Below are 13,436 nucleotides of genomic sequence, written 5' to 3' on the forward strand. Positions count from 1 at the left end.
TTCTAAGGAGCGGAATTGGCCCTTAAACCTGTCCCATGGACGGGATATGGCCACATCTTCGAATTACGGTGGCTCGGAGCGCTGGTGGCCGGTTGAAATTCTGATCATTTGCTGAAAGTTTGTGCTTTCGATCGATCGGGAATATTCAATTGCAGTTCTTACGTTCATTTGGGCCGGCAGTGGCTGGCACGGCTCCAATGGAGGCTCTGCGGGCTGGCCTTGGAGCTTTCATCGGGCTTTGGCTGACCGGCTATTTCTTGCTGTCTCCCGGCGTTGATCTCGAAAATGGCCTCTACCTTGTCGCACCGCTGGGCGCGAGTGCTGTTCTCCTGTTTGCTGTTCCCAACAGTCCGCTTGCTCAGCCATGGTCTGCAGTCATCGGCAATACTGTCGCGGCTCTTGTTGGCGTGGCAATCTCGCTGTTCATTCCCGAGCCGACGTTACGGATCGCCGTTGCCGTCGCTCTTGCGATCTTTGTGACGTTCATGCTGCGGGCAGTTCATCCGCCGGCAGGAGCCGTCGCCATGACGGCTGCCATGAGCCCGGAGGCCGTGGAGCGTCTCGGTTTCTGGTTCGCGCTTGCGCCAATTGCGACGGGCACTGCAAGCCTCGTCCTGATTGCGATCGCCTATGCCAGGCTCACAGGGCGTCGCTATCCATTTCGTCAATTCGACCAGCAGAACAGGCATGGCACCGCTGATCGGATCGCGGTTGAACGGCTGGGCCTTTCCGAGGCTGAGCTAAGCGACATCCTTCAACGCTATCGACAGTCATTCAATCTCGGCGTTGAAGATCTGGCACGCCTTATCGGTGCAGCGGAGCTCCAGGCGGCCGCGCACCAGACCGGCACTCCAACTGCGGGCGCCATCATGTCCTCGAACCTGATCACGGTGAAGGCAAACACGGATTTGGGCACAGTCGCGGATCTCTTCCGGCGTCATCGTTTTACATCGCTACCCGTGGTCGACGATAGACAGCGGTTTCTAGGCATTATCTTCCAGATGCACCTCATCAGCCGCGCAAGAGAAGACGCACTTCGTCTTGATCGAGGTCTCATCCCCGCTCTGCGAAGACTGATCGACCCCGAAAGGGATAAACCAATCCTGGCAATCGACATCATGAGTGTCACGGTCCCTCGGGCTATTGCGAACACGCCGCTCGGAGCCTTGTTGCCTTTGATGGGCGATACAGATGTCGATGCCGTACCCATTCTGGAATACGGCAAACTCATCGGTATCGTCACCAGAACCGACCTCATCGCCGCGATGGCCCGCGGGATCGCTCGAGCAGAAGTTTGATGGCATCTGCAAGATAGAGCCCGCGCGGGGAACTACGAACGCCATGAATGTCGGCTGCGCACCGCCGTGTCGTCCATCCCTCCATCGACTCAGGCCCTCATCCTTCCTGGCACGATGTTGCCGTCGGAAGGTGAGGTCAAACGGAAGCCAAGAAGCAGGCTCTGAAGAGTGGCGCTTTCGCTGGCTAAGGCTGCGCCAGCAGCGTTCATCTCTTCCACCATGGCCGCGTTCTGTTGTGTCGATTGATCCAGATGGTTCACCGCCACATTGACCTGCGAAAGGCCGACCGCCTGTTCCTGGGCTGCAATGGCGATGGCATCCACATGGCTTGCTGCTTCCTGCACCAGCTCGTCAATCTCGGCCAGTCCGGTACCGGTCTCGGAGACCAGCTCGACCCCCTGGCGAACAGCCAGTTCAGAATTACCGATCAGTCCCGAGATTTCGCGGGCTGCCTGTGCCGAACGTTGTGCCAGCTCCCGGACTTCCTGCGCAACCACGGCAAACCCCTTGCCGGCCTCGCCGGCGCGGGCTGCCTCGACGCCCGCGTTGAGAGCGAGCAGGTTTGTCTGGAAGGCAATCTGGTCGATCACATCGATAATTTGGCTGATCTGGCTCGATGCCTGTTCTATCTTGTCCATCGCCGCCACGGCGTTTCGTACCACTTCACCTGATCGATTTGCCCTTTCGCGTGCGCGCTTCGTCACGCTGCGGGCCAAATCTGAGCGTCTGGACGTGGCTGTCACATTTGCTGTGATCTGTTCCAGTGCAGCGGCCGTCTCTTCAAGCGAGGCGGCCTGCTGCTCGGTGCGCTTCGACAGGTCATCCGATGCTGAAGAAACTTCGGATGCTCCACCGGTGACGGTCGTGACCGATTGGCCAACACCAACCAGCGCTTGCCGCAACTGCACCACCGAGCGATTGAAGTCATGGCGAAGGTCTTCGAACTGCGGCGCGAAAGCCTGGGTCACCTCGCAAAGAAGGTCGCCAGCAGCAAGTTTCCTCAAGGCCTGGGCAAGCGTGCCCGTCGCCTTGTTCATACGCGCTTCGGCCTCTGCCTCTGCTGCGATTTGCATGTCAACTCGGTCGCGTTCGGCCTGTTCGCGCGCACGCTCTGCCTCAAGCTCCAGTTCGCGATTGCGGATCGCAGAGAGCCGGAAGACTTCCACCGCTTTGACCATGTCTCCGACTTCGTCCTTCCGGTCGGCAGACTGCCCCGTTGTCTCAAGGTGCCCCTCCGCCAATCTGCGCATTGACAGTACGAGCGCCTTCAGTGGATGGCTGATGGTGCGTGCCAGGAGCATCGACGAAGCGATGACCAGAACTGCTCCAGCGACACAAAGGAGCAGAACCGTTCCGAGGCGAGTGAATGCGCCTGCGGCGATGGCGCGAGCCTCGCTGCCGAGGCGTTCAAGGCTTGCCGTTTCCAGAGCCTTCATTGCGTCAATGCGCTGACTAGCGGCTGCAAACCAGCGATCAGCACTCAAATCACTGGCCGCTGTTGGACCCATCCCAATCAAGGTCGACCTTGTAGTTTCGATCTCCTGCGACGCTGGAATGGATAGGTGCGAAGCGTAGGCGGATTGCCGTTCCTTCTGTTGCAGGGCGAGGAAGTTATCGATCAACACATTCTGCGCGCCAGCCATGCGGGCAAAGGGAGCAATGCGCTCGGGGTCGATATCCCCGGACGTGATGAAACCGTTGCCGGTAGCGCGTTCCTGGCCTGCGATCTCCTTTGCCTGCATGAGCAGGTTATAGGCGATCATTTCGGCCGCGATCCTCGACCCGACACCCTGGAGGGACAGTTCCGAGGCGAGGCCCGAGAGCTCACCGATTAGGCCGCTATAGAAGTCGAAGGACTGTTTTCCGGTGATTGACAGATTGTCGATGGATCGCCTGGTGTCGGCGAGGCTTTTCAATGTGTCCTGAGCGAAGCTCCAGCGACGGTTGAGCTCTGTGTTTTCGAATTCCGCCAAGGCATCAGCGAGATCCGGCAATTTTGCCAGAGCCACATCCGTCGATTGACGCGCTGTCACAAGCGGCTGCTTGTCCGCACTTCCCTTTGATCCGATGTATCCAGCGCTCTGCCCGCGCTCTCCCTGAAGGACGTGGATCAGCTCGCCCATCGCCGCGATGTTCTCGCTCACTTTGACCACGGTCTGCATCTGCTGGTAGGAACCCCAAGAGCTTAGAAACTCCATCGAGGCAAGGGTGAGTGCTGCAACCAGGGGGATCATGATCGCAAGCCAGAGGCGTTTGCTGATTGAAAAGTCGGTGATGCGCATCTTACAGGTTGTCCTGAGCTGGGGCATCATGCCGAATATCGTAACATCATGATACGATGTGATTTTAGCGAGAATTGAGGTGATGAGGTAAAAACCCGCCTAACGCATTCTGGCTCGGTTTGACGAATGCCAAGCGTCGAACAAATAAACCTCAGCGTGCGTCAATCCAACGCAGGTTTGATGGGGATTTGAAGCGCGGACTGCACATTTACGCGCAAACTCCAGGCGCAATTGAGCGGATGGCATGACGGGCCGATCATCGCCTGCCGCCTGTATATCGAGGATCAAGTGACAGCAGTCGTTCCATGAGATAGGCGACCGTCTCGGGTCCGGCGCAGCCACTGATTACGCATTCATGCATGTCGCAGATGGTGTCACAGGCTCGCTCACGCCGCGATCTAAAAACGACTGGAGAATGAAACCTGTCGCGGTCTATACCTCGGTCCGGCTTTCGGTTCTTCCGCATGATCCCTCATCCTCGATAGGTTTGTTTTAGAGGGTCCCGCCGGTAAAGCGTGGAAAGAGGACTTCATTTTCCAGATGCATGTGCTGGACCAGATCGTCGGCGAATTTCTTCGCCCCTGCGTAAAGCGCGCGCCATGAATTGCATGCGCCGTCCGGCAGATGAAATCCGCCTGTCACGTGCTCGAGTTCTGCCAGATGCCCGGCCTCTACGTCATGTTCGTGGCGCATCTGTTCGATGGGTCTCGTCAGAGCTTGATGGTCGCCGCGTTCCATGAGCGGGAAGAGCATGAGCTCCTCGCGATGCATGTGGCTGTGGAGGTCGCTTTGGATACGCTCGAGGAGGTTTGCCAGGCCGATTGGTGCATCGGGGTGATCGCCATGCACCCGTTCGACCTTGGCCGCGAGAGGGATCAGCGAGATGAGTTCCGCGCGGTGGGTGTCGTGGTAGCGTGTCCTGATATGATTGATCAGATCAACAGTTCCATCCGGTGCTTCTGTCGACGCGGCGTCGACAAGGCCCTGCAATTCGTCCACCAGGGTTTCCGGCGAGAGTCCTGCGGCTTCGGCCGCGGCCTCGATGCTATCAGAGCCACCGCAGCAGAAGCTGATGCCGTGACGACGGAAAAGTGCGGCTGCACCGGGCAGGGAGGTCGCGATCTTTCCGACCGTCTGGCTTGCGTTAAGTTCCATCAAGTTCACCTTACTTGCGCTTCACCTGTTATCGCTGTGGTGCCGACTATGGTGAGGAACGCAGGTCCGGTCGTTGCGCTTTCGCAAACAAGATGTGCTCGTATCCCCTCGTGCGTCAGGGCGCGTTGGCTTTGTTTTTCGCCCGCGATACCCAGGCCGCTCCCTCTCGCGCGTGATGAAATCCGTTGGAGAAGTTGGCGGTGGGATAAGTATACCCTATCAAAGCGGCGGCCTCTTCGGGTTCCATGCTGCCCGACAGCGTTTCCTGGAAGATGACGGCGATGCGCGCCATGTCGCAGTCCTGTGGTGAGAGACGGAAGGCGTTGACCCCGGCTTCCTGCAACTCCTTCAGTTCGTTGAGCAGGAGTTGGCACGTATGCGACATTGTCTGCACGCCATTGAGCACCAGGAATGATTGGCGATCGAGTGTCTTGATTGACAGGCCGTCCGGCTCTTCGCCACAGACGAACTGGCAATTGTCCTTGATCCTGCCCTTGGAACGGGCATGGGCGCAGCGAGCCGATATGGCAAGTGGCATACGACCAAATACCATGACTTCGAGAGCTACATCCGGCGCGTCAGCGGCGATCCTGGCGATCGAGCTGAAGGGCAGTTCGGGCGCAAGACAGATGCGGTCTGCCCCGCGTTGTGCCATCAGGCGTGCGGTTGGACCGTTATAGACGTTGACCAAGGGACCGACGAGGTGTCGGCGGCCCTTGATTAGGCCGATTGCGGAGAGATCGTTGACCTCGATGGGGTGGTCCGATGTCTCGATCAGGTCTTTCACGATACGGCCCTCGCGCTCCAGAGTGACGAGCGCAAGCGACGAAAAGGCCACTGACTTTCCCGCCCGTTCCAGCCGTTCCACCACGTCCGCGAGGTAGGGTTCGATGAAGTGCTGACGTTTGGAGCACACGGTCTCACCAAGGATGACGCGATCCACCGGCGCTTCGTCTGCGATCCGCAAATAGAAATCGCGCCACTTTGGGCCGTCCCAGAGATAGTATACGGGCCCCAGTGTCAGTTCAGTCATGCTCATCTCCAGCGCTTCTCATAGGCGCCGACCGTGGTCTTCTGTCCTTCGCTCAGCGCTCTCAGCCGGGCCAACAGGGGGGCACGCCCTGAGGGGGCGGTTGCGAGCGCTTGGCGCAGCGTCGACACGACTTCGGCAACATAGGCTTTGCCGCGCTGGCGTCCTTCAATTTTTAAGGCGGAGACGCCGGCATCCTTCAAGGCTTCGATTTCGCCCATGACATCGAGGGACACGGGGTCTTCGAAGGCGTAGCCACGGGCATCGCCGATGTCGAAGCGTCCCTTGCACAGTGTGGGATAGCCGGCGGCCTCCCCATGGCTGAACCGGTTGATCGTATAAGTGCCGAGCTCCGACACCATGTCGGAGCCGTCCTGTCGGTACCGCACATGGCTCGCCGGGGAGCAGACGCCGTTCATGTTGGGCGATTTGCCGGTGGCGTAGGAGGAGAGCGAGCAGCGTCCCTCGGCCATGACGCAAAGCCCGCCGAAAACAAAGACCTCGATCTCGCATTTGACCTTGCGACCAATGCGGGCAATGTCGCCGATCGTCAGCGTTCTCGGCAAGACGACCCGTTTTGCGTCGAAGGCTTCGACGAGAAAATTGATCGCTTCGGGATTGGAAGCAGACGCCTGGACCGAAACATGCAAGCGCTGCTCTGGATAGCGTTCCCTGACATGGGCCATGAGGCCGAAATCGGCCAGGATCAGCGCATCGGCACCGAGCCTTACCGCGTCGGCCGCCGCGCTATACCAGATCTCTTCGTCGCCAGCCCGCATGAAGGTGTTGAGGGCGACAAATGTCATGCAGCCTTTCATGCGGGCATAGACAATTGCGTCGTGCAGTTCGTCCCGGCTGAAATTGAGGCCGGGGAAATTGCGGGCATTGGTCTCGTCGCGGAAGCCGCAATAGACTGCGTCAGCGCCTGCATCGACGGCTTCACGAAAGGCGGCTGGCGTTCCCGCCGGACAGATCAGTTCCATCACTGTATCTCCTTCAGCGACTGGCGTCGTATTCCCTCGACCAACCTGTGAACGATGGGCGCGGCAGGTCCCCCTATCCGCGCGAGATCACGCGGAAGGTCGATATCGCAGTCATCGAGGGCGCTTCTCATCGCAAGCATGGCCTCCATGTCCCCGATCACGCGCAGGTCGCGGGAAAAGAACAGTGCATCAGCATCGCAACGCCCCTCGAGGAGCGCCAGCAGCATGACGAGCGGGGCCTCGACACCCGCATCCGCCGTGAAGGTCTCGCCTTGGCGCACCACCTTGAGACGAGGCAGGTCGGGCTCGATCAGGAAGATGAGGGGCAGATCAGTTGGAGCAAATGAAAAGCGGTTGCTCTTGTATGTGCCAAGGCGCTCGAACATGTCGCCATGAGCCGAGAGCAGGAGCTTGAAGAGGCGACTTGCCACGAGCTCAATTGACACGAGAGGCATGAGCGGCACGGCTTTCAGCGGGAGAGCCAGAATGGATGTTATCTGCATTGCGCCAATTTTGATGGTTTGAACCGTCGCAAGCCTATGGGAACGGCCGACAATCCAGATTGCTCCAGCGCAAAGACGCAACCGAATTCACAGGTCATAGCGGTCCGCATGACACAGAACGCACCGCCTCGTCGCTACGACGGTCTTCAATCTTTCATGACCGAACTGGAAAGGCAGGGACGGCTTCTCCGCGTCGCGCAGCCGGTGAGCCTTGTTCATGAGGTAACCGAAATCCACAGGCGCGTCCTGGCAGAGGGAGGCCCGGCCTTGCTCTTTGAGCGCCCGGTCCGGTCGGACGGTGCAGTGTCAGAGATACCGCTGCTTGCCAATCTGTTCGGCACGCGCGAGCGGATCGAACTTGGCTATGGCATCCCTGGCGGCAAGATTGGCGATCTCGCGGACCTTCTGGCCGAATTGCGCGAACCGAGGCCGCCGGCGTCGCTCCGGGATGCCCTGAAGAAGCTGCCTGTGCTTCGCTCCGCCATGGCGCTGGGATGCCGCAGGGTGTCTCACGCCGAATGCCAGGATATCGTGTTCGAAGGCGAGGCCGTTGATCTCAACCGACTGCCGATCCAGTGGTGCTGGCCCGGCGAACCGGCACCGCTGATCACCTGGGGGCTTGTCGTCACCGCATCGCCCTCCGACCCCAGGGATGTCAATGTCGGCGTCTACCGGCTGCAAGCGCTGGATCGCAAGCGATTGATCACGCGCTGGCTTGCCCATCGTGGTGCTGCAAAACACTTCCGGCAGTGGCAGGCGGTGGGGCAGGATATGCCCATTGCGGTCGTAATCGGCGCTGATCCACAAACAATCCTCTCCGCCGTCATGCCGCTGCCGGAGACAATGAGCGAGCTTTCGTTCGCCGGTGTGCTCAGAGGAAAGCGCAGCCGCGTGGTACGGGCGCTCACCCAGCCCCTTGATATTCCAGCCACTGCAGAAATCGTTCTGGAGGGGACCGTTTCGATCGCGGACACCGCACTTGAGGGTCCCTATGGCGACCACACGGGCTACTACAATTCCGTCGAGCCGTTTCCCGTCATGACCTTGAGGGCGATGACGATGCGGCAGGATCCTGTTTACCTCTCGACCTTCACCGGCCGTCCACCAGACGAGCCTTCGGTGCTTGGAGAGGCGATGAATGCCCTCTTCCTTCCCATCGTCAAGCGCCAGTTTCCGGAGATCATTGATCTCTATCTGCCTCCAGAAGCCTGCTCCTACCGGGCGATCGTCGTCTCGATCGACAAGCGCTATCCAGGGCAAGCGCGTCGGATCATGCTCGGGCTTTGGTCGATGCTGCCGCAATTCAGCTATACCAAGCTCATCATCGTGGTGGATCCCGACGTCGACGTCAGAAACTGGAGCGATGTCATCTGGGCGATTTCCACGCGGTTCGACGCCTCCCGCGATCTGGTGGTGGTGGACAATACACCCATCGACTATCTCGATTTTGCCTCTGCTAAACCTGGGCTTGGTGGGAAGCTCGGTCTCGATGCCACCAACAAGTTTGGCGCAGAAACCGATCGGGAATGGGGTCACGTGCTGCAAATGACGCCGGAGGTCTCGGCGCGCGTCGATGCGATCTGGGGCGAACTTGGACTTGGATCCCTCAACACAAGGGCAGGTGAGCCATGATGCGGCGCGTCATTCTCGGCATGTCAGGCGCTTCGGGGGCGGCGATCGGTCTTCAGGTCGGTCGGCTCCTGGCCGCCATAGATAATGTGGAACTGCATCTCGTCGTCACGTCAGCGGCGCGCCGGACAATCGCACATGAGGCGGGCAACGAGGCGATGGGGCGGCTGATCGGGCTCGCCACCCATTTCCATTCGGAAAGCGATATCGGTGCATCGATTGCCAGCGGATCGTTCCGCACGGCCGGTATGATCGTCGCCCCTTGTTCGATGCGGTCTCTTGCCGCCATCGCGACTGGGATCACCGATAACCTCCTCACCCGGGCGGCCGATGTGCAGCTCAAGGAGCGTCGCAGGCTGGTTCTCCTTGCCCGCGAAACGCCGCTGCATCTCGCGCACTTGCGCAATATGGTCGCGGTGACCGAGATGGGGGCCGTGGTGATGCCGCCGGTCCCCTCTTTCTACCGCAATCCAGCGAGCGTGGAGGATCTCGTCGCCCATATTGCGGCTCGTGCCGTGGATCTGCTCGGGTTGACGGATGCACCCTTGATACCGGAGTGGAGAGGGTGAGGGCGCTCATGGCTCCCTCCTATCCCTTTCGCGCTATCAACGGCATGTAGAAGACCACGTAACCCAGGAATGCCACGATCCAGGCAAGGCCTCCGATCGGCAATAGCAGCATGGTGTGCTGCGGCCAAATTGCGACCAGGATCCTCAGCAGTGCCGAGAGGATGATTGGTGCATAGATGAGCCAGGTTGTTGAGTGCGGGGACGTCAAAGCCTGGCCCGTATGGCCTCTCGTGGCGCGGGTCATCACCGCCAGCGTCACGACCCCGACCCCACCTGTCGTCCAGGCATGGATGCCTGCCGCGGCGAAGCCGGAGTGGTCCAACAGCATCGACAGGCCGGTCAGCAAAAAGCCTAAGGGAATGAAGAGATAGCCGACATGCAGGATCGTCACGAGGGGCTCCCCGAGCGTGCGCTCGGGGCACCATCTTGCCTGTCGCACGAGATGAGCAAGGCTGGCGACAAACATCAGCAGCCCCGAGGGAAACCGGAGGCTTTCAAGGCCGCCGCCGACAGCGATCCACATCGCCAGTGAAAGGCTTCCAAGGATCATCACGGCGAGATCGAAAGGGGCGAAACTCTGCGGCAACTGCCCTGGATTGTTCGCCTTCAGCCAGTTGCCGGTAAATGCCGGAATAATGCGCCCTGCAACCAGAGAGATGAGGATGAGGATCGCAGACAGCGCCAGACGATCGGCCATTTCGACGCGACCGTAGCGCTCGATCTCGTGATGGAAAAGCACCTGAGCGGCGCTCAGGAGCGCGAGAACGGCGACGATCTTGTAGTTGCGTCGGTTCGAGGCAGCGACAAGTTCTTTCAGAACGAAGATGGCGAGCACTGGCAGGAAGGCCAGCGCAACGAGTGTCGCGCCGAGCATGCCGGTCCATTCTGAAAAACTGATCGTCAGCCGCCCGGCGATCCAGAGAAGAAACAGCGCCAGAAGCGGTATGCCCGTCAAACCGGGCCTGCCGGTCCAGTTCGGCACGGCGGTGAGAAGAAACCCTGCTATCACGGCCGGGACAAAGCCGAATAGGAGCTCGTGCTGGTGCCAGGCAACCGGGGGCAAGAGGGTCGGAACATCCATGAAGCCGAGGAACCACGGGACCCAGATAGCGATGGAGACGGCGGCCAAAAGCGCGCTGCCTGGAAAGAACAGGCGGAAGCCTCCAGACAGGAGACGCTGTGGGATGGACGGGCCTGGAAATTTGGTCATGTCAGCACCTTTCCTGATCGACCGTTTCCGGTGACCAGAGCAGAGGAATATAGGCCTTGGCCCAAAGGAGAAATGAGAGCGAAAACAGCGCAGAGGTCAGACCGTAAGCGCCGAAGGGCAGGGAGAGGGACGGCGCGAATTCCGGGAGGATCCGGAGAAGCACCGACAGGACCAGAAGCTGGATCGCCATCCGGGTTGTCTTCGAAAAGCGCAGCGGTTGACCGGTATGGAGCAGGCCTGCAATCGACAACACCTGCAGGACGCCGAGACCTAGCCCGCCCATCAGCGCCAGATGCAGCCCACCCAGCCAGGGCAGAGGCAGGCCAATGAGGCTAAGGCCGCAGATGAGAAGGCCGGTGCCAGCCAGCGCACTCGACAGCCAAAGACCGCCAAGTTCGAAGGAAAAGCCTTCGCGCCCCACAAACCCCTCGGCAACCCGATCGAGAAAGGCTGCACCGGCAGCCAACATCAGATAGCCGCGCACGGCGTCCGAGAGCGTGGCTGCCTCTGCCACGATCACCAGCATGGTCAACCCCGCTGAGAGATGGACCCGGCCCGGATGCGGTCTGTAGGGCGAGGTCTTTTCCGTCGGATCAAGGATCAGATTGGTCACTGGGACGGTGATGCGGGCAAGGGCGAGACCCAGCAGGCCTAGAAGCGAGAGCCCAAGAATTCTGATTGCGCGGTCCGACAGGTCGGAGGCTTCCAAGGCAATCGCGATCCGCAGTAGAGCCGCAGCCGCCGCAAAGGTGGTGACGAACAGGATGAAACCCAGGAGACCGGTGCTTTTCTTGATCCAGGACAGGCGTAGCGCATAGGTAAGCAGGCACAGCATCCACGCCTGATCGAACACGAGGCCAAGCAGCCATCCGTTCTCGACGGCGAAGAAGCCCAGCAAGCGGGCACCGGCCCAAAGACCTGCAGCCAAGAACAGGGGGCGTCCACTGAGGCGTTGCGTGTCCGTCCATTCCGGTAGGGCAGAGGTCAGGAAGCCAAAAAGCGCGCCTCCGAAGGAGCCGACCAGCATTTCCTGGGCGTGCCAGTGGCGGGGAAGGGAGGAAACGGCAAAAGGTAGATCGAGAGACCAAACCACGACCCAAAGAAAGGGCCACAGCGCAGCATGCAAGGCGGCAAGTGGAAACATCAGTCTGAGGCCTTCGGCGGACATGGCCCTGGCAAGATCGGCCGAGGGAAGCATGCGTATGGCTGGAAGCACACTCATGCCAGCCTCCGCTCGTCATGTTCTTCAACGACGGCAAACAGCGGATGATCGGAAATGAGCCTTCGTGCCGTCTCGAAAATCATTTCCTCACTGCGATGCCCCGGTGTCTCGGGAACAGAGACGCAGTCGAGAATTCCATGGCCGTAGCGGTCGAGAACCGCGATCCGGTGGCAGATCCGCAGCGCTTCATGGATGTCATGGGTGATGAAGAGCCCGCCCTTGCCGCTGTCTGAGGCCGTGGCGACGACGAGATCCTGCATCCGCCTTCGCAAGGCGGCATCGAGTGCGGTGAAGGGCTCGTCGAAGTAGAGGAAGTCGGGGTCGGCGACAAGAGCACGGGCAAGCGCCGTGCGCTGGCGCATGCCACCCGACAACTGCGATGGAAACTTTTGCCAGTCGCTCTCTTCCAGCGATACGCGATCACAGGCCGCTGCAATTCTTACCCTTCGCTCGGACCGCGCCACGGGGAGGCCAGATAGGCTGAGTGCCACGTTGGCTTCGACCGTCGCCCATGGGAGGAGGCGCGGTTCCTGAAAGACGAAAGCGCAGCGCGCATAGCCTCGCTCGACTTGGCCGTGGCGGGGGATAATCAGCCCGGCGGCGATCTGGGCAAGCGTGCTCTTGCCGCAACCGGACGGTCCGACCAGCGCGACCATTTCCCCCTGGCTGACCTGCAGAGTGACCTGTTCGAGAACGGGGCGGCCGAGATAGACGTGCCCCACGGCTTTGAGCTGGAGGAGGGTCATCGGCGTACGCCCCAGGGTTGGGCGGCTTCCCGCCATGCCTCGGCTTCGGCGCGCAGTGGCTGAACAATTCCATATTCGACACTGATCAGCGCAATGACCGACAGGAGGATCCACGCAAGAGCTGCTTCCACATCGAGTGCGGAACGGGCATTGGCGAGCGCGCCTCCTATACCGCCGGCATTGGCCAGCAACTCGGCCATGACTGCTGCCTTGAAAGCCGTGCCCAGTGCCATGACCAAAGCAGGAAATAACGCATGAAGCATTTGCCGTAGGGATATCTGAAACAGGCGGGCCAGCCACGACAGGCCGGCCATACGGGCCATGTCTTCCAATCTCCGGTCTCGTGTCTGGATGCCCTCGGCTGCACCCACAAAGACAAGCGGCAAGGCGGCGATAGCTGCGGTGGCAATAACCGTTCCGGCCCCCATGCCGAACCAGATCATCAGAAGGACGATCCATGCGATCGGCGGGACGCCGATCAGCAAGGTCACCTGCGGACGCGCAAGGCGCATGATCGCCGGATGATATCCGGCCACCACGCCTGCCATCGTTCCGAACACGGCGGCGAGTGAAAAGCCGGCGAGCGCCCTCAGGCTCGTTGACAGCACCAACATACGGTTGTCGGGATATGCCGCCAGCTTGAACAGGGTCTGGATCGTCTCGGCCGGTGCTGGCAACACGAAGCTGCCATAGGCTTCGGCTCCGAGCTGCCAAACGGCGGCAAAGACAGCAAGGCCGCCGAGACCCGCCCAGCCGGACCAGAGAAAGCGCGCCACCCTTCCCGCACGATAAGCTAGGCCCATGATGAT

The 13,436-nt window shown here is 60.3% G+C and carries 12 protein-coding genes; 3 read left to right on the forward strand and 9 right to left on the reverse strand.

All coding sequences use genetic code 11. The features are described from left to right. Positions 1-197 precede the first annotated feature (197 nt). Positions 198-1,298, forward strand: coding sequence for an HPP family protein (locus tag G6N78_RS18825; protein ID WP_165222401.1), 1,101 nt, complete (start codon positions 198-200; stop codon positions 1,296-1,298). A gap of 89 nt (positions 1,299-1,387) precedes the next feature. Here the strand turns inward: G6N78_RS18825 and G6N78_RS18830 are convergent, their stop codons facing one another. The 5 genes from G6N78_RS18830 to ubiT all read right to left on the reverse strand — a co-directional run bounded on the left by G6N78_RS18830 (position 1,388) and on the right by ubiT (position 7,251). Then, positions 1,388-3,610 (reverse strand): methyl-accepting chemotaxis protein, encoded by a 2,223-nt coding sequence (locus tag G6N78_RS18830; RefSeq protein ID WP_165222403.1) that lies wholly within the window; start codon positions 3,608-3,610, stop codon positions 1,388-1,390. A gap of 462 nt (positions 3,611-4,072) precedes the next feature. Then, the gene (gene ric / locus G6N78_RS18835; RefSeq protein WP_370691531.1) at positions 4,073-4,738 is read right to left on the reverse strand and encodes an iron-sulfur cluster repair di-iron protein; all 666 of its coding nucleotides are present in this window, start codon (positions 4,736-4,738) and stop codon (positions 4,073-4,075) included. A gap of 112 nt (positions 4,739-4,850) precedes the next feature. Beyond that, positions 4,851-5,774 carry a ubiquinone anaerobic biosynthesis protein UbiV gene (ubiV, locus tag G6N78_RS18840; protein ID WP_165222409.1) on the reverse strand — a complete coding sequence of 308 codons (924 nt, stop codon included), beginning with the start codon at positions 5,772-5,774 and terminating at the stop codon, positions 4,851-4,853. Continuing rightward, complete coding sequence (ubiU, locus tag G6N78_RS18845; protein WP_165222412.1) at positions 5,771-6,748, reverse strand: ubiquinone anaerobic biosynthesis protein UbiU; 978 nt, start codon at positions 6,746-6,748, stop codon at positions 5,771-5,773. The genes ubiV and ubiU overlap by 4 nt, the downstream gene beginning before the upstream one ends. Continuing rightward, complete coding sequence (gene ubiT, locus G6N78_RS18850) at positions 6,748-7,251, reverse strand: ubiquinone anaerobic biosynthesis accessory factor UbiT (protein WP_165222415.1); 504 nt, start codon at positions 7,249-7,251, stop codon at positions 6,748-6,750. The genes ubiU and ubiT overlap by 1 nt, the downstream gene beginning before the upstream one ends. A gap of 108 nt (positions 7,252-7,359) precedes the next feature. Here ubiT and G6N78_RS18855 point away from each other — a divergent pair, with 108 nt between their 5' ends. Further along, positions 7,360-8,883 (forward strand): UbiD family decarboxylase, encoded by a 1,524-nt coding sequence (locus G6N78_RS18855; RefSeq protein ID WP_165222418.1) that lies wholly within the window; start codon positions 7,360-7,362, stop codon positions 8,881-8,883. Then, positions 8,880-9,449: a UbiX family flavin prenyltransferase gene (locus G6N78_RS18860; protein WP_165222421.1), complete on the forward strand. Its 570-nt coding sequence runs from the start codon at positions 8,880-8,882 to the stop codon at positions 9,447-9,449. The genes G6N78_RS18855 and G6N78_RS18860 overlap by 4 nt, the downstream gene beginning before the upstream one ends. 19 nt (positions 9,450-9,468) lie before the next feature. Here G6N78_RS18860 and G6N78_RS18865 read toward each other — a convergent pair whose 3' ends face one another. From G6N78_RS18865 to G6N78_RS18880, 4 genes are read right to left on the reverse strand one after another with little or no spacing between them, the layout of a single operon-like run. Beyond that, the gene (locus G6N78_RS18865; protein WP_165222424.1) at positions 9,469-10,659 is read right to left on the reverse strand and encodes an NnrS family protein; all 1,191 of its coding nucleotides are present in this window, start codon (positions 10,657-10,659) and stop codon (positions 9,469-9,471) included. Position 10,660: 1 nt separating this feature from the next. Beyond that, the gene (locus G6N78_RS18870) at positions 10,661-11,881 is read right to left on the reverse strand and encodes an NnrS family protein (protein WP_234905994.1); all 1,221 of its coding nucleotides are present in this window, start codon (positions 11,879-11,881) and stop codon (positions 10,661-10,663) included. Next, positions 11,878-12,627: an ABC transporter ATP-binding protein gene (locus tag G6N78_RS18875; protein WP_165222427.1), complete on the reverse strand. Its 750-nt coding sequence runs from the start codon at positions 12,625-12,627 to the stop codon at positions 11,878-11,880. The genes G6N78_RS18870 and G6N78_RS18875 overlap by 4 nt, the downstream gene beginning before the upstream one ends. Next, positions 12,624-13,430: an ABC transporter permease gene (locus G6N78_RS18880; RefSeq protein ID WP_165222430.1), complete on the reverse strand. Its 807-nt coding sequence runs from the start codon at positions 13,428-13,430 to the stop codon at positions 12,624-12,626. The genes G6N78_RS18875 and G6N78_RS18880 overlap by 4 nt, the downstream gene beginning before the upstream one ends. Positions 13,431-13,436 lie beyond the last annotated feature (6 nt).

The organism is Allorhizobium pseudoryzae (assembly GCF_011046245.1).
GTDB lineage: Bacteria > Pseudomonadota > Alphaproteobacteria > Rhizobiales > Rhizobiaceae > Neorhizobium > Neorhizobium pseudoryzae.

What these genes read in the sequence shown, in the direction of transcription:
- G6N78_RS18825 (WP_165222401.1), top strand. Translation starts at nt 198, where the DNA reads ATGGAGGCTCTGCGGGCTGGCCTTGGAGCTTTCATCGGGCTTTGGCTG.
- G6N78_RS18830 (WP_165222403.1), bottom strand. Translation starts at nt 3,610, where the DNA reads ATGATGCCCCAGCTCAGGACAACCTGTAAGATGCGCATCACCGACTTT.
- ubiV (WP_165222409.1), bottom strand. Translation starts at nt 5,774, where the DNA reads ATGAGCATGACTGAACTGACACTGGGGCCCGTATACTATCTCTGGGAC.
- ubiU (WP_165222412.1), bottom strand. Translation starts at nt 6,748, where the DNA reads ATGGAACTGATCTGTCCGGCGGGAACGCCAGCCGCCTTTCGTGAAGCC.
- ubiT (WP_165222415.1), bottom strand. Translation starts at nt 7,251, where the DNA reads ATGCAGATAACATCCATTCTGGCTCTCCCGCTGAAAGCCGTGCCGCTC.
- G6N78_RS18855 (WP_165222418.1), top strand. Translation starts at nt 7,360, where the DNA reads ATGACACAGAACGCACCGCCTCGTCGCTACGACGGTCTTCAATCTTTC.
- G6N78_RS18860 (WP_165222421.1), top strand. Translation starts at nt 8,880, where the DNA reads ATGATGCGGCGCGTCATTCTCGGCATGTCAGGCGCTTCGGGGGCGGCG.
- G6N78_RS18865 (WP_165222424.1), bottom strand. Translation starts at nt 10,659, where the DNA reads ATGACCAAATTTCCAGGCCCGTCCATCCCACAGCGTCTCCTGTCTGGA.
- G6N78_RS18870 (WP_234905994.1), bottom strand. Translation starts at nt 11,881, where the DNA reads ATGAGTGTGCTTCCAGCCATACGCATGCTTCCCTCGGCCGATCTTGCC.
- G6N78_RS18875 (WP_165222427.1), bottom strand. Translation starts at nt 12,627, where the DNA reads ATGACCCTCCTCCAGCTCAAAGCCGTGGGGCACGTCTATCTCGGCCGC.
- G6N78_RS18880 (WP_165222430.1), bottom strand. Translation starts at nt 13,430, where the DNA reads ATGGGCCTAGCTTATCGTGCGGGAAGGGTGGCGCGCTTTCTCTGGTCC.